The organism is Streptomyces violascens, assembly GCF_014649955.1.
Classification (GTDB): domain Bacteria; phylum Actinomycetota; class Actinomycetes; order Streptomycetales; family Streptomycetaceae; genus Streptomyces; species Streptomyces violascens.
In genome coordinates, this window is record NZ_BMUA01000014.1 from 70864 (window position 1) to 88580 (window position 17717).

Here is a 17717-nt window from a genome sequence, read left to right on the forward strand (position 1 = left end):
TCTTCGCTTGCGTGGGGGCGGCTCCGGCGCCCGCGATCGAGCCGTGGCCGGAGCTTTGGGAGCGCATTGAGGGTTTATCGACATGTCCTCACGCTTGCGGGCGAAAGATGCTGCGGTGACTGGTTCGCCGGGGATTCGGTGGGCAACTCTGATCTCGCGACGTCGTCACAGCGTCCGGGGCGGTCGGCCAACTGCCTTGGACCAGGCCGTACTTACAGCCAGTAGGCCCGACCTGGAACGAGCCGAACTACCCGTACTTCTGGTTCCTGGAGGAATTGACATGGCAAGCATCCGTACCGCCCGCGTCCTCGCCGCCGTTGCCTCGCTGCCTCTGGCCGCTGCCCTCTTCTCGGGTGTGGCCACCGCCGACAACGGCGCCCTCGCGGGCCACGGATCGAACGCGGCGGTAGCCACCGTCAGCGGCAGCGGGGTCGGCCACGACAACAGTGGCAACTCGTCCACCACGCAGCAGCAGGCCGTCGGAGCAGGTGCCACCAACCAGAGCAACACGGCCCAGGTGAACGACTCGGCCTTCACGTCGATCAACCAGGGCAACGGGAACGTCGCCGTGAACTTCTCCCGCCTGTGGTGAGCCTCCTCCCCCGTCGCGGGGTCCGGTCCATGGGGTGATCGGCGGCCCGGGTGACAGTGCTTCGGCACCGTCACCCGGGCCGCTCGCATGCGGGCGGCGACGCCGGCCGTTGCCCGGGGCATTGACAGTGGGGCTGAATCTGACGGACAGTCAGAAACCCTGGTCCGTGGATCTGTCCGTGCCGTGTGCGGACGGACCCACGGAGTCGCCGTACGCACGGAAAGGCCGCCGTCGTGCACCTCGCCCCGACCGAGCGACAGGAGCGGCTGCGCGCCGAACTCCGCACGTACTTCGCCCGCTTGCTGCCCGAAGGTCCCCCGCTCGGGGCGGGACCGGACGAGCAGCGGGCGCTGCTGCGCCGGATCGGCGCCGATGGGCTGCTCGGGCTCGGCTGGCCCGTCGAGTACGGCGGCCAGGGGCGCGGCCCCGACGAGCAGTTCGTCTTCTTCGACGAGGCCTACCGGGCGGGGGCACCCGTCTCGATGGTCACCCTGAACACGGTCGGCCCGACCCTGATGAAGTACGGGACCGCCGAGCAGAAGGCGTACTTCCTGCCCAGGATCCTGAGCGGCGACCTCGTGTTCGCCATCGGCTACAGCGAACCGGAGGCAGGCACCGACCTCGCCTCGCTGCGTACCAAGGCGGTACGGGACGAGGAGTCCTGGGTGGTCGACGGGCAGAAGGTCTTCACCTCCAACGCGCAGAACGCCGACTGGATCTGGCTCGCCTGCCGCACCGATCCCAACGCACCCAAGCACAAGGGGATTTCGATCATCCTGGTGCCGACGGACGCGCCCGGATTCTCCTGGACCCCGATCGAGACGGTCGGCGGCCTGACCACCACGGCGACGTACTACGACGGCATCCGGGTGCCGCTGGGAAACCTGGTCGGCGAGCAGAACGCGGGCTGGGGGCTTGTCACCAACCAGCTCAACCACGAGCGGGTCGCGCTCGCCGCGATCGGCATGCAGGCCGAGGACTTCTACGAGGCCGCGCTGGCGTATGCGTGTACGCCCGATCCGGTGACTTCTCGGCGCCCGGTTGACCATGAATGGGTGAGGGCGAAGGTGGCCGCCACGCATGCCCGGCTGGCGGTGAATCGCCTGCTCAGCTGGCGTTTGGTGGGCGATGTGGGGGCCGGGAATCTCGCGCCCGGAGACGCCAGCGGCGTGAAGTTCACGGGAACGGAGTCCGCGGTCGAAACGTATCGAATGTGTCGGGAAATCGTGGGGGACGCGGGCCTGATCAGGGGCGGTTCGCCCGGCGCCTTCGGGGACGGGGAGCTGGAGCGGATGAACAGGGCGGCACAGATCAACACGTTCGGGGGCGGGGTGAGCGAGGTGCAGCGGGAGATCGTCGCGACGATGCGGCTCGGGATGAAACGGGGGAAGAGGTGAGCGGGGTGAACGAGGCGGATTTCCTTGGCCGGTTGAAGAAGTTCGAGGGACAGCCGGCGGCGACCGCGGGGGTCGGCAAGGACCTCGTCAACGAGCCGATGATCAGGCACTGGTGCGAGGCCATGGGCGACACGCATCCCGCGTATACGGGGCCGGACGCCATAGCGCCGCCCACGATGCTCCAGGCGTGGACGATGGGCGGCCTCTCCGGACACGGCGACGGCACGGGCCGCACCTCCGGCTACGAAGAGCTGTTCGAGCTGCTCGACGGCGCCGGGTTCACCTCGGTGGTGGCGACGGACTGCGAGCAGGAGTACGTCCGTGACCTGAGGCCGGGCGACCGCGTCTCCTACGACGCGGTGATCGAGACGGTGTCCGAGCGCAAGACCACCAAGCTGGGGACCGGGCACTTCGTCACCACACGGATGGATGTCTCGGTGGACGGCGAGCTCGCGGGCACGCACCGCTTCCGCATTCTCAAGTACGCGCCCGCGCAACGGAGTTCGCCTGGAAAGGGGCCCGGCCGGGCCGAGGGGAGGGAGGCGGAACAGGCGCCTTTGCGAGCTCTGCGGCCCCGGCCGGTCATCAACCGGGACAACGCCGGGTTCTGGGCGGGCATCGCCGAGCACCGGCTGCTGATCCAGCGCTGCGAGGAGTGCGCCGAGCTGCGTTTCCCCTGGCTGCCGGGGTGCAACGCCTGCGGTTCGGGGCGGTGGGACACGGTCGGGGCGAGCGGCAGCGGCACGGTCTTCTCGTACGTCGTGATGCACCACCCCCCGTTCCCTGCCTTCGACCCGCCGTATGCGGTGGGCCTGATCGAGCTCGCGGAGGGCGTGCGGATCATCAGCAATGTGGTCGGGGTGGCGGCGGACGAGGTGCGGATCGGGATGCCGGTGCGGCTCGAATTCCGGCGAGTGGACGATGAGCTGGAGCTCCCGGTGTTCCGGGCGGAGGTGGCCTGATGGACTTCACGCCCACCGAGGAGCAGTCGGCGGTCCGCGAGCTCGCCGGGCAGATCTTCGGCGACCTTTCGACGCACGAGCGGCTGGCCGCGGCCGGTACGGGGACCGATGCCGAGCTGTGGAAGGCATTGTGCGGGGCGGGCCTCGTGGCGGCCGTCGAGGAGGTCGGGCTGCTCGGCCTGGTCCTCGCCCTGGAGGAGCAGGGCAGGACCACGGCCCAGGTCCCGTTCGCGGCGAGCTGCGTCTACGGAGTGCTCGCGCTCACGGCACACGGCACGGCAGAACAGCGCGAACGGCTGCTGCCCACCCTGCGCGAGGGCAGCGCCGTGGCGACCGGGGCGTTCCCCGCGTCCGGAGGGCGCGTACGGGCGACGGCGGAGGGCGAGTTGACCGGGGTCGTGCCGCTCGTGCCGTGGCTGCGGGACGCCACGCATGTGCTGGTCCCGGACGAGGAGCGCCGCCTGTGGCTGGTGCGGGTCGCCGATGCGGGGGCCGAGGCCGTGGAGACGACCGCGCCCTGGTCGGCCGGGCGGCTCACGCTCGACGGCACCCCGGCCGAGCGGGTGGGCGGAGCGGAGGCGTACGAGGACGTGCTGGCCACCGCCCGGACGGCGTTCGCGGGGCTCCAGGCCGGGGTGTGTGCGGGCTCGCTGGCCAGGGCGGTCCGGCACACCACGACCCGGGAGCAGTTCGGCCGGCCGCTCTCCACCAACCAGGGCGTGCTGCTGCGCGCCGCCGACGCGTACATGGACACCGAGGCGATACGGGTGACCTCCTACGAGGCGGCCTGGCGGCGGGACGAGGGGCTGCGGTACGGGACGCACGCGCTGACGGCGGCGTGGTGGGCGTCCGAGGCGGGCACCCGCGTCGTGCACGCGGGCCAGCATCTGCACGGCGGCCTCGGCGCGGACCTGGAACACCCTGTCCACCGGCACTTCCTGTGGGGGCGGCAGCTCGACGCGTATCTGGGGTGCGGGGGTGAACTCCTCGCGGAACTGGGTGAGTTGATTGTGACGGAGAAGCTGGCGGAGGCGGCTGAGGCGCGGCCTTCGGCCGAGGGGGCCGACAGGGGAGAGGGGGTGGGGGCGTGAAGGCCGGAGACGAGCTGGCGCCGCTGGAGATCCCGATCACCAGGACGCTGATCGTGGCCGGGGCGGTGGCCTCCCGCGACTACCAGGACGTGCACCACGACGCGGAGATCGCGCGCGAGAAGGGGTCTCCGGACATCTTCATGAACATCCTGACCACCAACGGCCTGGTCGGCCGGTACATCACGGACCACTTCGGTCCGACGGCCCGGCTGCGGTCCGTGCGGATACGGCTCGGCGCACCCAACTACCCGGGGGACATCATGACGTTGACCGGCACGGTGACGGCCGTGGAGGGGGAGGTCGCGGAGGTGCGGGTGACGGGGGCGAACGGGCTGGGGAATCACGTCACGGGCACGGTGCGGGTGGCTGTCCCCGGGCGCGCCGGGGGTGAGTCATGAGCGTGCGCAAGGCCGATTCGCTCGGCGGGCGGGCGGCCGTCGCCGGGATCGGGGCGACCGAGTTCTCCAAGGACTCGGGGCGCAGTGAGCTGAAGCTGGCGGTCGAGTCGGTTCACGCGGCGCTCGACGACGCGGGTCTTGCGCCCTCGGACGTGGACGGCCTGGTCACGTTCACCATGGACACCAGCCCGGAGATCACCGTCGCGCAGGCGGCCGGCATGGGCGAGCTGTCGTTCTTCTCGAGGATCCACTACGGGGGCGGCGCGGCCTGCGCCACCGTGCAGCAGGCGGCCCTCGCGGTGGCGACCGGTGTGGCCGAAGTGGTGGTCTGCTACCGGGCGTTCAACGAGCGTTCGGGTCGACGCTTCGGCTCGGGTGTGCAGCAGCGTGAGCCGTCGGCGGAGGGGGCGGCGCTCGGCTGGTCGCTGCCGTTCGGGCTGCTCACACCCGCGTCCTGGGTGGCCATGGCCGCCCAGCGCTATCTGCACACCTACAACCTGACGCCCGAGGCGTTCGGCCACGTCGCGGTCACCGACCGCCGCCATGCCGCGAACAACCCGGCGGCCTACTTCCACGGCAAGCCGATCACCCTGGCCGACCATGCGGCATCGCGCTGGATCGTCGAGCCGCTGCGGCTCCTGGACTGCTGCCAGGAGACCGACGGCGGCCAGGCCCTCGTCGTCACCACCACGGAGCGGGCCAGGGACCTGCGGCAGCGGCCCGCCGTGATCACCGCCGCCGCGCAGGGGGCCGGCCGCCGACAGGAGGCGATGACCAGCTTCTACCGGGACGAGCTTGCCGGGCTGCCGGAGATGGGGGTGGTCGCGCGACAGCTGTGGCGGACGTCCGGGCTCACCCCCGCCGAGATGGACGTGGCGATCCTGTACGACCACTTCACGCCATTCGTGCTGATGCAGCTGGAGGAGTTCGGTTTCTGCACACCGGGTGAGGCGGCCGACTTCGTGGCGGCGGACGGGGTTCCGCTCAACACGCACGGGGGGCAGCTGGGGGAGGCATACCTGCACGGGATGAACGGGATTGCGGAGGCGGTCCGCCAGATCCGGGGCACGTCCGTGAACCAGATATCCGACGCGGCCCACGTCCTGGTCACGGCGGGTACGGGCGTCCCGACGTCGGGGCTCGTCTTGGGAAGGGACGGCTGAGGATCCGTCAGGACACGATCAGCGGGGACTGAGGGAGCATCAGGGGCTCATGACCCCCGGCTGGTTGGCCCGGATCGGCCGGCCGGTCACCGGGCCGAAACTGGCCCGGCCGACTGATCCTGTGCTCGGACGGCGGAGGCGGTGGGCCGAGCGGTGGCCGGTCCGGGCAGGCGGTCGTTCACTCGGGCCATGCGCCGTCTCAAGCTGACCCTCGCCACCTTCGCCGCCACTCTGCTCACCCTCGCCGCTTTGCCGGCCCCCGCCGCGGTCGCGGACGAGTGGCAGGACGAAAGGCAGGAGGAACAGGCGGCGGCGCTGGCCGCCCCGCCCTTCAAGGGCGCGGCCTTCGACATCTGCAACGCGCCCTCGTCGGCCGCGATGCGGGCCTGGCGGAGTTCGCCGTACCGCGCCGTCGGGGTCTATTACGCGGGCCGCGGCCGGCACTGCCCGGTGCAGCGGAACCTGAACAAGAGCTGGGTGACCCAGGTGCACCGGATGGGCTGGCAGGTGCTGCCCGTGTTCGTGGGCTCGCAGTCTCCGTGTGTGTACGCGCAGAACAAGAAGGGAGTGCGGATCGGCAAGCAGCCGGTGAAGCAGGGCAGGTCCGAAGGGGGCCAGGCCGTCCAGGCGGCGCGGGCGCTCGGCATCCTGTCCGGCAGCCCGCTCTACCTCGACCTGGAGGCGTACAACGTGGGCAATGCCTCCTGCGCCCGGACCACGCTCGACTTCGTGCGGGCCTGGAACCGGGAGGTGCGCGCGCGGGGCTACCTGCCGGGGTTCTACAGCAGCGCGGGTTCCGGCGTACGGCAGATGGAGCAGGCCAGGCTGGCGGGGGTGAAGGACCTTCCGGCGGCGATCTGGTTCGCCCGCTGGCACACCGGCCCCGCCATCTACCAGGAGGCGTCGCTGCACAAGAACGCCTGGCAGCACATGCGGATCCACCAGTACGCGGGGGATGCCGCCGAGTCGCACGGCGGATACCGGCTGGTCGTGGACCGCAACCAGGTCGACGCACCCGTCGCCCGCATCGGCTGAGTAGCTCGGATCGGCTGAGTCGTCCGGAGTCGTCCGGATCGGCTGACCGGATGGGCCGAGGGAGGCCCGTCGGTCTGCACCTCGGCCGGACCGGGGGCCGGGGTGCCTCCACCTCGCCCGGACCGGCTGAACCGGTGGTCGGGAGCCCGCCGCACCGGCTGTGCCGGAGGGCGTTCCGGCCGCTCGCGCGCGGGCCGGCGCGGCGTCCGACCGGGAGGGTGAACCCTGAGGGCCGGGGATGCGTCCTCCACCTTCAGGAGGTGTGGCCACCCCCACCCCTACAACCTGAGGCGGACACCGCTTCGGGACCTGGGGCCGATCCCGGCGGGCCTCGGCGCTCATAGCGTGGAGACATGACAACGCCCGTCTGCACCAGCGCCTCCCGAGCGGCGACGCCCTACCACGCGTACTCGTCGTTCTCGTCGTACGTCCGCGCCAGGGGCCCCGTGCTGCTGCGCACCGCTCGCTCGCTGACCGCGAACCCGAGCGATGCGGAGGACCTGCTGCAGACGGCGCTCACCAAGACGTACGTCGCCTGGGACCGGATCGAGGACCACCGGGCGCTCGACGGCTATGTGCGCCGCGCGCTGCTCAACACCCGCACCTCCCAGTGGCGCAAGCGCAAGGTCGACGAGTTCTGCTGCGACGAGCTGCCCGAGCCGGAGGCCGTGCCCGGCCCCGACCCGGCCGACCGGCAGGTGCTGCACGACGCGATGTGGCGGGCGGTCATGAAGCTCCCCGACCGCCAGCGGGCCATGGTCGTCCTCAGGTATTACGAGGACCTGAGCGAGGCGCAGACCGCCGAGGTGCTCGGGGTCTCGGTCGGCACGGTCAAGAGCGCGGTGTCGCGCGCGCTCGGCAAGCTCCGCGAGGACCCGGAGCTGGAGCCCATACGCTGACGCCCGCCCGGCGTCGGTGGGACGCGTTCACGGTGACGCGGTGTGACGGGCTTGGCCACGGACCGGGCGCCCGGCCAAGGTTTCTGCAGGTAACTTCGCGGATCCGCGGCTGAAACTACTCCCGGGTAGTGACATACCGCGCGGTACGTGAGCAGAATTCGGCACACCCCTATCGCCGCAGAGCGCACCGTAGCGCTCACCGGGAGGACGCCGTGCTGAGCACCATGCAGGACGTACCGCTGCTGATCTCGCGGATCCTGACCCACGGGTCGACGATCCACGGCACGTCCCAGGTCACGACCTGGACCGGCGAGGCCGAGCCGCACCGCCGCAGCTTCGCCGAGATCGGTGCCCGGGCCGCTCAGCTGGCCCACGCCCTGCGCGAGCTCGGCGTCGAGGACGGCCAGGCGGCGGGGACGCTGATGTGGAACAACGCGGAGCACGTCGAGGCGTACCTGGCGATCCCGTCCATGGGCGCCGTGCTGCACACCCTCAACCTGCGGCTGCCCGCCGAGCAGTTGATCTGGATCGTCAACCACGCCGCCGACCGCGTGGTGATCGTCAACGGTTCGCTGCTGCCGCTGCTCGCCCCGCTGCTCCCGCACCTGCCGACGCTGGAGCACCTCGTCGTGTCCGGGCCCGGCGACCGTTCGCTGCTCGACGACATCGACGGCGCGGGCCCGCAGGTGCACGAGTACGAGGAACTGCTCGCCGGCCGGCCGACGACGTACGACTGGCCGCAGCTGGACGAGCGCAGCGCCGCCGCCATGTGCTACACCTCCGGCACGACCGGCGACCCCAAGGGCGTGGTCTACTCCCACCGTTCGATCTACCTGCACTCCATGCAGGTCAACATGGCCGAGTCGATGGGGCTCACCGACGCGGACACGACGCTGGTCGTGGTGCCGCAGTTCCATGTGAACGCCTGGGGTCTGCCGCACGCCACCTTCATGGCCGGCGTGAGCATGCTCATGCCCGACCGCTTCCTGCAGCCCGCGCCGCTCGCCGACATGATCGAGCGCGAGAAGCCGACGCACGCGGCCGCCGTGCCCACCATCTGGCAGGGCCTGCTCGCCGAGGTCACCGCCCGTCCGCGCGACCTCACCTCGATGCGGCGGGTCACGATCGGCGGCGCGGCCTGTCCGCCGTCGCTGATGGAGGCGTACGACAAGCTCGGCGTACGGCTCTGCCACGCCTGGGGCATGACCGAGACCTCGCCGCTCGGCACGATGTCCAACCCGCCGGCCGGGCTGAGCGCCGAGGAGCAGTGGCCGTACCGCATCACGCAGGGCCGCTTCCCCGCCGGGGTCGAGGCGCGCCTTGCCGGGCCCGGCGGCGAATTCCTGCCCTGGGACGGGGAGTCGGCGGGCGAGCTGGAGGTGCGCGGCCCCTGGATCGCGGGCGCGTACTTCGGCGGTGTGGGCGGCGAGGACTTCCGCCCGGACGACAAGTTCAGCCCGGACGGCTGGCTGCGGACCGGCGACGTCGGCGTGATCAGCCCCGACGGCTACCTGACCCTCACCGACCGCGCCAAGGACGTCATCAAGTCCGGCGGAGAATGGATCTCCAGCCAGGAGCTGGAGAACGCGCTGATGGCACACCCCGAGGTCGCCGAGGCGGCGGTCGTCGCCGTCCCGGACGACAAATGGGGCGAACGCCCGCTCGCCACGGTCGTGTTGAAGCCGGGCGCCACCGCGGACTACGCGGTCCTGAAGGCCTTCCTCGCCGAAAAGATCGCCAAGTGGCAGCTCCCTGAGCGCTGGGCGCTCATCGAGGCGGTGCCGAAGACGAGCGTGGGCAAGTTCGACAAGAAGGTGATCCGGCGGCAGTACGCGGATGGGGAGCTGGATGTGACCCTGCTCCGCTAGGCGCTCCGCTGGGTGCGGGATGTTCGGGTGCGGGCCGCCCGCGGCTGGTCGCGCGGTCCCGCGCCCCTGAAGCGCACCTGATGTCCGTCGGCCTGCCGACATGGGCTGCTGGCTGAGCGGCTGACCGGGACTGGCAGAACCCCTGGGGGCGCGGGGAACTGCGCGAGCAGCCGCGGCCGACCCGCGGCCGACTGTCCGGCCTCAGCCAGCCCCCCGACCGCGAGGCTAGTTCGTTCCGATCTTCGCCAGAAGGTCCACGATGCGGCCCTGGACCTCGCTGCTCGTGGAGCGTTCTGCCAGGAACAGGACCGTCTCGCCCGACGAGAGCTTCGGGAGTTCCGCCTGGTTGATGCCGGCCGAGGTGTAGACGACCAGCGGGGTGTGGTTCAACTGGCCGTTGGCGCGCAGCCAGTCGACGATTCCGGCACGTCGGCGGCGTACCTGCATGAGGTCCATCACCACGAGGTTCGGCCGCATCTGGGCCGCCAGGGTGACGGCCTCGGAGTCGGTGCCGGCGCGGGCGACCTGCATGCCGCGCCGCTCAAGGGTCGCGGTGAGCGCGAGCGCGATCTCCTCGTGCTCCTCGATCAGCAGGACGCGCGACGGGTGCTGCTCGCTGTCGCGCGGCGCGAGGGCCTTGAGCAGGACGGCGGGATCGGCGCCGTACGCCGCCTCCCGCGTCGCCTGCCCGAGCCCCGCCGTGACCAGGACGGGAACCTCGGCCGCGACCGCCGCCTGCCGCAGGGACTGGAGCGCGGTACGGGTGATCGGGCCGGTCAGCGGGTCGACGAACAGGGCGGCGGGGAACGCGGCGATCTGCGCGTCGACCTCTTCGCGGGAGTGCACGACCACGGGCCGGTAGCCGCGCTCGCTCAGCGCCTGCTGGGTGGAGACGTCGGGCGCGGGCCACACGAGCAGCCGGCGCGGGTTGTCGAGCGGCTCGGGGGGCAGCTCGTCGTCGATGGGCTGCGGCTGCGGCCGGTTGGCCACCTCGACGGCGCCGCCGGGCCCGTCCAGCGGCTCGGGACCCTCGGCACCCTCGTCGGGCGCCCCGATGGCGTACGCGCGGCCCCGGCCCTCCGAGGGGGGCGAGGGGAGTACGGGGTGCGGCCGGGCGGCCGGTTCGGTTGGGCGCTCGACGCCCTCGGGGGGCGTGCCGAGCTTGCGCCGGCGCCCGGAGCCGAGCGAGCCGCCGGAGGTCTGGGCCGATGCCTGGGCCTGCGCCTGGCTGAACGGCGCGTTCTGCCCGAGCGCCCGCACACTGAACGCCCGTCCCTGTGTGTCCCCGCCGGCGACCGGGATGCCCCCGGGCGGAGTCTCGGCGGGCAGCGGCTGTCGAGCGGGCTTGGCGGGAGAGGGCTGGGGTACGGGCTGGGGCTGGTTGCCCTGAGCCTGGCTGGGCTGAGCCTGGTTCTGGTTGTGCGGCGGTACGGGACCGGCCGCACCCGGCGCCGGAACCGCGCGGGCCGCCCACTCGGGCTGCTCGGCGGGGTGCGGCTGAGGCGGGGTCTGATCGGCCAGCGGGTCGCCGGGGGCGGGGTTGGTGCGGCCGGGGAGGTTCGGGCCCGGCCCGGCCGGGGTGGGGTTGGCCCCCGTGGACCCGGCGGGGCCAGTGGGGTCGGCCCCCATGTGCCCGGCACCGGTGGGCTCAGCCCCCATGTGGCCGCCACCCATAGGGCCAGCACCCATAGGGCCAGCACCCATGGAGTCGGCGCCATCCACATGGCCGGCACCCACAGCCTGAGCACCCGTGGGCTCAACACCCATGGCCCCAGCGCCTACAGGCCCGGCACCCATAGCCCGGCCACCCATGGCCTCCGCACCCACAGCCCCAGCACCCACATGCTCAGCAGCATCCATGTGCCCCGCACCCGCATGCCCAGCACCGACCTGCCCAGCCTCCTCCGCAGAACGTGCCGAACCGGTGGAACGTACGGAGTCACGACGCCCCGGCGCGGCAGCGCCGGCCGCACCACCCGGGGCCGGAGCCGGAGCCGGAGCTGGAGTCGGGGTCGAGGGAACGGGAGCCGGATGTGGCGCCCGGTCGGCATCGGCGGGCGGCAGCGCGAACGCGGTCCGCACCGAGCCCTCCTGCCCGCTCGCAGAACCACTCGCGGAACCGCTCGCAGCGCTGCCCCCGCCCGGCGCGGCACCCAGCGCGCGCCGGGCCCGGCGCCCGGTCGGCTCGGCAGCGTTCTCGGGGGAGCCGGAGGAAGAGCCGGCCGGTGTCTCGGCGGAGGAAGTAGCGGGCAGCGCACGGCGCGCCCGGCGTCCCGTGGCCTCGGTGGGCACACCCTGCGGCGGCACGGTCTCGCCCAGCGCGGCCCGGCCCATGCCGGACGACTCGCGGGCGCTCTCCGCACCGGTGACGACGGAACCCTCGGCGGCCTGCCCCAAGACCTGTTCGGTGGCCCGCTCGACGGCCTGCTCGGCAGGACTGGGCCGCCCACGCCGCCGCCCGGACCCGGACGGGGCCCCGGACGCGTCCCCGGAACCGGAAGCACCCCCGCGTCCGCCCGCACCCTCGATGTTCTGCTGACCCGGAGTCCGGGCCAGTTCCCCGCCGGGACCGTCACTCTCCCCGGCACCACCGGAGCCAGAACCAGAAGGCACCCCGGAACCGGAACCGACAGGCGAACCGACACCGGCGCCACCAGGACCGGAACCGCCACCAGCCCCAGCCTCAGAACCAGCCCCCGACCCAGCACCAGCCCCGTCCCCAGCCCCGCCCTCGGCCCGGGCCCGCCGACGACCGGTCGGGGACTTCTCCTCGCTGACCGGGCTCTCCAGGAACGCGTCCGTGGACGACCGCCGGGCCCGCCGCCGCCCGCCGCCGTCCTGCTGGGCGGGCAGCAGCGCCTCGTCGGGCTGCGGTTGCGCGGGGGGCGCCTCGACGGTTCCCGCGCCCGCGCCGAGCGGTACTTCGAGCACGTATGCCGAACCGCTCATGCCCGGCACGTCCACGGTCTGCAGGACGCCGCCGTGCGCCTTCACGATGCCGCGCACGATGGGCCCGTGCACCGGGTCGCCGCCCGCGTAGGGTCCGCGCACCTCGATGCGTACGACCTCGCCGCGCACCGCGGCCGCGACGACCACGGTGGAGTCCATGTAGCCACCGGCGGCGACCGGCGCCTTGCCGGTCGCGTCCACCCCGGCGACGTCCGCGATCAGGTGGGCAAGGGCGGTCGCCAGGCGGGGCGCGTCGATCTCGGCCTCGATGGGCGGGGTGTGCACGGCGAACTGGGCGCGCCCGGGCCCGATCAGCTCGACGGCGCCGTCGACACCGGCGCCGACCACCGAATCGACAAGCACCTTCGTCTTCTTGAGCTCCTCGCTGCCGGCGTCGAGCCGCTGGTAGCCGAGGACGTTGTCGACGAGCGTGGTGATGCGGGAGTAGCCGGCGGCGAGGTGGTGCAGGACCTGGTTGGCCTCGGGCCACAGCTGGCCCGCGTCGTCGGCGGCGAGGGCCGCGAGTTCGGCGCGCAGCTCGTCGAGCGGCCCGCGCAGGGAGCCCGCGAGCACCGAGAGCAGCTGCTGGTGCCGGGCGGCGAGCGCGTCGTAGCGCGCGGTCTCGCGCTCCAGGACCTCCGCGTGCTTGGCGGCCTGCTCCTCGAACGGGCGCCGGTCGGTGAAGGTCATGACGGCGCCGACGAGCAGGTCGCCGTCGCGCACCGGCGCGGTGGTGAGGTCGACCGGCACCTGGGCGCCGCTCTTGGTCCAGATGACCTGCCCGCGCACCCGGTGCTTGCGCCCGGACTTGAGGGTGTCGGCGAGCGGACTCCCCTCGTACGGGAACGGCTCGCCGTCCTCGCGCGAGTGCAGCACCAGCGGGTGGAGCTCCTGCCCGCCGAGGTCGCTGGCCCGGTAGCCGAGGATCTGCGCGGCCGCCGGGTTGACCAGGACGACCCGCCCGTCGGTGTCGGTGCCGACGACGCCCTCGGCCGCCGCGCGCAGGATCATCTCGGTCTGCCGCTGCGAACGGGCGAGCTCCGCCTCGGTGTCGACGGTGCCGGAGAGGTCGCGCAGGACGAGCATGAGGAGTTCGTCGCCGGAGTACGAGCCGGGCCCGCCGCCGCTTCCGTAGGAGGCGTACGCGTCCCGCCCGTCCTCCAGGTTGGCGCTGGTCACCTCGACCGGGAACTCGGTGCCGTCGGTGCGGCGCGCGATCATTCGGGTGGGCTTGGTGCGGCCCTGGTCGTCCTCGCTCTCGGGCCGGCGCATGGAGCCGGGGATGAGCTTGGAGTCGAAGGTGGGCAGCAGATCGAGAACTCCCCGCCCCACGAGCCCGGTACCGGGCGCCTCCAGCATTTCCAGCGCGACGGTGTTGGCGTTGACGACCGTGCCGTTGCAGTTGACGAGCAGGAGCCCGTCCGGAAGGGCGTCAAGTATGGCTGCGAGGCGAGCAGCGCCTCGGGATGGCCTGCTGCTCACGACGACGCTTCCTCCCTGAACCACTGCACCTTGCGGCCTGTCACTGGGAGGGAGTCTAAAGGCTGGGGATGCGCGAGCGACGGCGGATGAGGGGGAGCTCTCACCAAGGTTGTGTGACCAAGAGGTACGCGCGGTGGGCGTACGGGGTCTCCTACCTGGCGCTCGGCAGCACCGGCACCAGGTCGTCCCACCGCGAAACCTCGCACCCATTGGCACGGCTGTACGTAGCGTCGACGGGCCGCCCGGCCCAGCTGCCGGTGATGTGGGCGGTGGCGGGACCGCCGTAGATCATCGTGCAGATCCGGTCCCTGGGCACCGGAGCGAAGGGATCCTTGCCCCAGGTCGTCACGGAGTCGAGCTTGTCGCAGGCCTGCTGGCGGCGCGGATGACTCCCGCCCGCGGGGTGGCACTCCAGCGTGTACTTCCCCTCGACACCGGGGTTGTGCTCGACGGTGACGGTGAGGCGGTCCTCGGTGTGGCCTTCGCCGAGCAGGGACAGCGGGACGGGCAGGGGGCCCGCCGAGGCGGCGGGCGCGGCGGCGAGCGCGGTGAGGGAGGCGGCGGCGGTGACGGCGAGGCGACGCAGCATGGGTCTCGTATCTCCAGTCGTACGGGCGGACTTTCTGCGGACGGGTCCGGGCCCCGGGGGCTCCTGAGGCCCCCTGAAGGCTTCAGCGGTCTAACGCGCGTCAACGCCCGGCGTTGCGCCGCAGAACGGCTTTGCTCTGGTGGCCACCTGCCTAGTACCGTGGGGTGCGATTGGTGACGGCCCGCAAGGCTGTGTCATCATCTGCACGCACCACTCGCGCACGCGACGGTGTGCTGGAGGCGTCGCCTAGTCCGGTCTATGGCGCCGCACTGCTAATGCGGTTTGGGTCTTAAAGCCCATCGAGGGTTCAAATCCCTCCGCCTCCGCCAGCAAGACCCGAAGCCCCGGCCCCACGGCCGGGGCTTCGGCCGTTCCCCGGGCCGTTCTCCCTGCGCCTTCGCCGAGCCCTCGCCGAGTCTCCGTCGGCCTCCGCCGGGCCGTTTCAGCCCCGCCCGTGACTCGTTCCGGGGCCGTCCTCGCCCTGTGCCCGACCCCGCCCGGCGTCCCCGTGGTTGCTCACGCAGAGACATTTCCGCAGGTCAGAGGCGGTGGGGTTAACGGATTTCGCGTCACGGCGCAGGTCATGTAATGTTGTTCTCGCAACGCCGACGGGGCAGAAAAAACCCCGGAAGCACAAGCACTCGTAGCTTAACGGATAGAGCATCTGACTACGGATCAGAAGGTTGCAGGTTCGAATCCTGCCGAGTGCACATAGGCAAGAGGCCCCGGACGAGAGTCCGGGGCCTCTTGCGTTGGGTGTACGACGCCGAAGCGGATCAGCGCCCGCGGCCTTCGGCGGCGAACGGAATCGGGCGCCCGCCGGCCCGCCCGGCATGGCTACGGCCGACCGGCCGATCGTGGCCGATCACGGCCCGCACAGAGCAGGGGCCCGGCGCCGGGCTTGTGTCCCGGGCGCCGAGCCCCATTTCGGTGAATTGCGTGACGCGATTCCCTGGTGCCCAGTAACGGCGGTGTCAGCAGCTGGAGCCGACGCCGTCGAACTGTGCGCCTGGATTCCCCTCGCCGTTGAGCGCGTTGCCCAGCAGTCCGTTGAGAATCCCGACCTGGCCAAGGATGTCGATGTTCAGGTCATGGGTCTTGCACCAGTGGCCATGGCCACCGCCGCCCCCACGCCCGCCCGCTTCCTGAGCGGTGGCTGTGCCGGTGGCTATGAGGCTCAGGGTCCCCAGCATGGCGGCCGCGACAGCGGCCTTGTGAAGCTTGCGCATTTTTCCTCCTGGGGTCAGTGGAGCGCACCATCAAAAGATCCACTTTGCGCTCATTTCGGAGGCTAATCCGATATCTCCCACACCGCTCACCGAGGCTGCCATATGGGTCTCCGAGGCCCAATTGGGCCCCTCGTCCGGCGGACTGAGAAGGCATCAGCCATGGCGCGGGGACTGGCCAAACCGATTGGCCGGCCAGGTCGGCCGCCTTTCAACGCTGACGTCCCAGCCGTTCCGAGACTCCCGTCACCCGTCTGCGTCGTCCCGCATTCGTCGGGGAAGCGACTGCCAGTCCTGCATCGCGCCCTGCAGCAGCTGGCGTAAACGTTCCTCGCCCTCAACCCTGAGCACATCACGCAGGCAGGCACAGTCGGCGAGGTCCCGACCGCCGACGACGCACACGTATATGCCGGCGATCTGCAAGCCCCGTGCGGCTGTGGAGAGTTGTGCGTCGACAGGTAGCGGGATGCTGCGAGCCAGTTCCTGTGCGAAGACCCGCTCGATCTTGGGGCGCCCCAACCACGCAAGGAGGCCGCCTGCGGTGCGGGCAACGACGTCGTGCAATCGTTCCTTGCCCTCGAGGATGCTGCGAGCCAGTCGGGCGAGATCGTCGCAGTCCCTCCTGCGATGCTGCCTCACGAGCTTCTTCCACGTCTCGTCCGAGACGTATGCGGACGCGCGGTCGGCGATGACTGCGGTGCCACCGCGTTCCATGACGTCCAGGCACACCTTTGCGGCCTCCTCCGCCATCAGGCGCTCCCGGGCACCTTGTATGGGGCGCGGGGGGCGTTGTCGAGGCGGATTCGTAGCCCTGGATGTGGTCGACCGCCGAGCTTGACGGGGGATCTGGGGCCGCTTTGCGGGCTGCTTGCGGGGCGTTGGCACACGGCCCGCAGGCCTGCCCCGGTGGAGGTGGCACCGTACGTCCGGGCCGGTCACTCGGTTCTTGCACAACGTCCGATCGGCTGTCTGTGCACGGCACCGGTACACCATGCCGAAATTGTGAGGAGGCGCGCGGAAGACGGACAAGCAGGCCTTTTGGCCAACTCGCACATGGCCGGCGACGGCACACCGCATGACCGGGGCGATGCCTGCCCCAGCGGCCGCATCGCGAGGGTTGCTCTTCCGGCTGGTTCTGCCACGTCGGCGACCGCTGTGTCCTACCGTGGCCGACACGGACAGCGAGCAGGGGGGCACCATGGGTACGTCGCACCAGCCGCAGAGGCCGCCGCGTCCGGATGAAGTGCTCGCCTTCCACAACGGCGACACGCTGGGGAACATCCCCGTCATACGGGAGGCTCCGCCTCAGCGCTTCCCCTGGAAGGCCACGATGGCCATGGGAGCCGTCGCGATCGTCGTAGGCTTTTGCGCCGCGCTGCTCCTGGACCACCCAGCGCCGAACGGGCAGGTGGCCGACGCCGAAGCCCATGCCCGGAGCACGCCTGGCGCCGTACCGACCGAGCGGGTGAAGGCCGCGGTCGCCTCCCCTTCCGCGACGAGGTCCTCTTCAGTGAGGGCGGCCCCGTCCCCCTCGGTCAGCAGAACTGCGTCCTGCCTTCCTGTGAGGTTCAAGATGCCCGGCGGCCCTGCCGACTGCCGGTCGAAGGCGGACATCTGCGCCCCAGGGGCGCCCTGGTACTTGGCCGACATCGAGGCGTTGTGCGGGGGACCCGCGCCTCTCCAGGCCGTTCACATCATCTCGGAGCCGCCCACCGGGGGAGATCCCGGCTCCAGCTTCTGCCTCGCCTGGACAGGCAGCGGCGAGGGCGTGGGGAAGGACGCCGTTCTCCTGATGAACGCACCCGGATACCAGTGCGGTGCTGCTCTGGTCGGTGCGGACGGGCAGGCGGTTCACCCGGACGGCACGTCCGTCTTCTCTGCCATCCCCTCGGACTGCACAGAGTCCTACCCGGACACCAGGATGACCTACCCGGCCGTCCTGGACTTCCCGAACGATGGCGGTGCGCAACCCCCTCAGTACGTCTGTGTGTTGGCCAACGTGGGTGCCTGAGCCACGGGCTCAGATTTTGCGAACAGTGAGCCCTGAGCGATCCCGGGGTCTTCCT

At 71.5% G+C, this 17717-nt stretch carries 14 protein-coding genes and 2 tRNA genes; 12 read left to right on the plus strand and 4 right to left on the minus strand.

The window, feature by feature from the left end; genetic code table 11:
* The first annotated feature begins 280 nt into the window (after positions 1 to 280).
* The 9 genes from IE206_RS25265 to IE206_RS25305 all read left to right on the plus strand — a co-directional run bounded on the left by IE206_RS25265 (position 281) and on the right by IE206_RS25305 (position 9405).
* Positions 281 to 592 (plus strand): hypothetical protein, encoded by a 312-nt coding sequence (locus tag IE206_RS25265; RefSeq protein ID WP_189965818.1) that lies wholly within the window; start codon positions 281 to 283, stop codon positions 590 to 592.
* 233 nt (positions 593 to 825) lie between these two features.
* Positions 826 to 1989 (plus strand): acyl-CoA dehydrogenase family protein, encoded by a 1164-nt coding sequence (locus tag IE206_RS25270; RefSeq protein ID WP_189965820.1) that lies wholly within the window; start codon positions 826 to 828, stop codon positions 1987 to 1989.
* A 5-nt stretch (positions 1990 to 1994) separates the two neighbouring features.
* Positions 1995 to 2951 (plus strand): bifunctional MaoC family dehydratase N-terminal/OB-fold nucleic acid binding domain-containing protein, encoded by a 957-nt coding sequence (locus IE206_RS25275; RefSeq protein WP_308433948.1) that lies wholly within the window; start codon positions 1995 to 1997, stop codon positions 2949 to 2951.
* Positions 2951 to 4042 carry an acyl-CoA dehydrogenase family protein gene (locus IE206_RS25280; RefSeq protein WP_189965824.1) on the plus strand — a complete coding sequence of 364 codons (1092 nt, stop codon included), beginning with the start codon at positions 2951 to 2953 and terminating at the stop codon, positions 4040 to 4042. Before IE206_RS25275 ends, IE206_RS25280 begins: the two co-directional genes overlap by 1 nt.
* The gene (locus IE206_RS25285; RefSeq protein ID WP_189965826.1) at positions 4039 to 4440 is read left to right on the plus strand and encodes a MaoC family dehydratase; all 402 of its coding nucleotides are present in this window, start codon (positions 4039 to 4041) and stop codon (positions 4438 to 4440) included. Before IE206_RS25280 ends, IE206_RS25285 begins: the two co-directional genes overlap by 4 nt.
* On the plus strand, positions 4437 to 5603 hold the full coding sequence (locus tag IE206_RS25290; protein ID WP_189965828.1) for a lipid-transfer protein: 1167 nt from the start codon (positions 4437 to 4439) through the stop codon (positions 5601 to 5603). Before IE206_RS25285 ends, IE206_RS25290 begins: the two co-directional genes overlap by 4 nt.
* Before the next feature lie 189 nt (positions 5604 to 5792).
* Positions 5793 to 6638 (plus strand): DUF1906 domain-containing protein, encoded by an 846-nt coding sequence (locus IE206_RS25295; protein WP_189965830.1) that lies wholly within the window; start codon positions 5793 to 5795, stop codon positions 6636 to 6638.
* 353 nt (positions 6639 to 6991) lie between these two features.
* A complete protein-coding gene (locus IE206_RS25300; protein WP_189965832.1) occupies positions 6992 to 7537 on the plus strand; it encodes a SigE family RNA polymerase sigma factor in 546 nt (181 codons plus the stop codon).
* A gap of 212 nt (positions 7538 to 7749) precedes the next feature.
* The gene (locus IE206_RS25305) at positions 7750 to 9405 is read left to right on the plus strand and encodes a long-chain fatty acid--CoA ligase (protein ID WP_189965833.1); all 1656 of its coding nucleotides are present in this window, start codon (positions 7750 to 7752) and stop codon (positions 9403 to 9405) included.
* Positions 9406 to 9630: 225 nt separating this feature from the next.
* Here the strand turns inward: IE206_RS25305 and IE206_RS25310 are convergent, their stop codons facing one another.
* Together IE206_RS25310 and IE206_RS25315 are read right to left on the minus strand one after the other, a co-directional pair.
* Positions 9631 to 13836, minus strand: a complete 4206-nt coding sequence (locus IE206_RS25310; protein WP_189965834.1) for a PAS domain-containing protein — start codon at positions 13834 to 13836, stop codon at positions 9631 to 9633.
* Positions 13837 to 13987: 151 nt separating this feature from the next.
* Positions 13988 to 14425 carry an SSI family serine proteinase inhibitor gene (locus IE206_RS25315; RefSeq protein WP_189965836.1) on the minus strand — a complete coding sequence of 146 codons (438 nt, stop codon included), beginning with the start codon at positions 14423 to 14425 and terminating at the stop codon, positions 13988 to 13990.
* A gap of 235 nt (positions 14426 to 14660) precedes the next feature.
* Here IE206_RS25315 and IE206_RS25320 point away from each other — a divergent pair.
* Together IE206_RS25320 and IE206_RS25325 are read left to right on the plus strand one after the other, a co-directional pair.
* Positions 14661 to 14754 (plus strand) — tRNA-Ser (locus tag IE206_RS25320).
* 308 nt (positions 14755 to 15062) lie between these two features.
* Positions 15063 to 15135: transfer RNA gene (locus tag IE206_RS25325), tRNA-Arg, on the plus strand.
* Between the two features lie 264 nt (positions 15136 to 15399).
* Here IE206_RS25325 and IE206_RS25330 read toward each other — a convergent pair.
* Positions 15400 to 15654, minus strand: coding sequence for a hypothetical protein (locus IE206_RS25330; RefSeq protein ID WP_189965837.1), 255 nt, complete (start codon positions 15652 to 15654; stop codon positions 15400 to 15402).
* Positions 15655 to 15897: 243 nt separating this feature from the next.
* The gene (locus tag IE206_RS25335; protein ID WP_189965839.1) at positions 15898 to 16401 is read right to left on the minus strand and encodes a hypothetical protein; all 504 of its coding nucleotides are present in this window, start codon (positions 16399 to 16401) and stop codon (positions 15898 to 15900) included.
* Positions 16402 to 16894: 493 nt separating this feature from the next.
* On the opposite strand from IE206_RS25335, the gene IE206_RS25340 reads away from it, so the two are divergent.
* Positions 16895 to 17662, plus strand: a complete 768-nt coding sequence (locus IE206_RS25340; RefSeq protein WP_189965840.1) for a hypothetical protein — start codon at positions 16895 to 16897, stop codon at positions 17660 to 17662.
* The last annotated feature ends 55 nt before the right edge of the window (positions 17663 to 17717 follow it).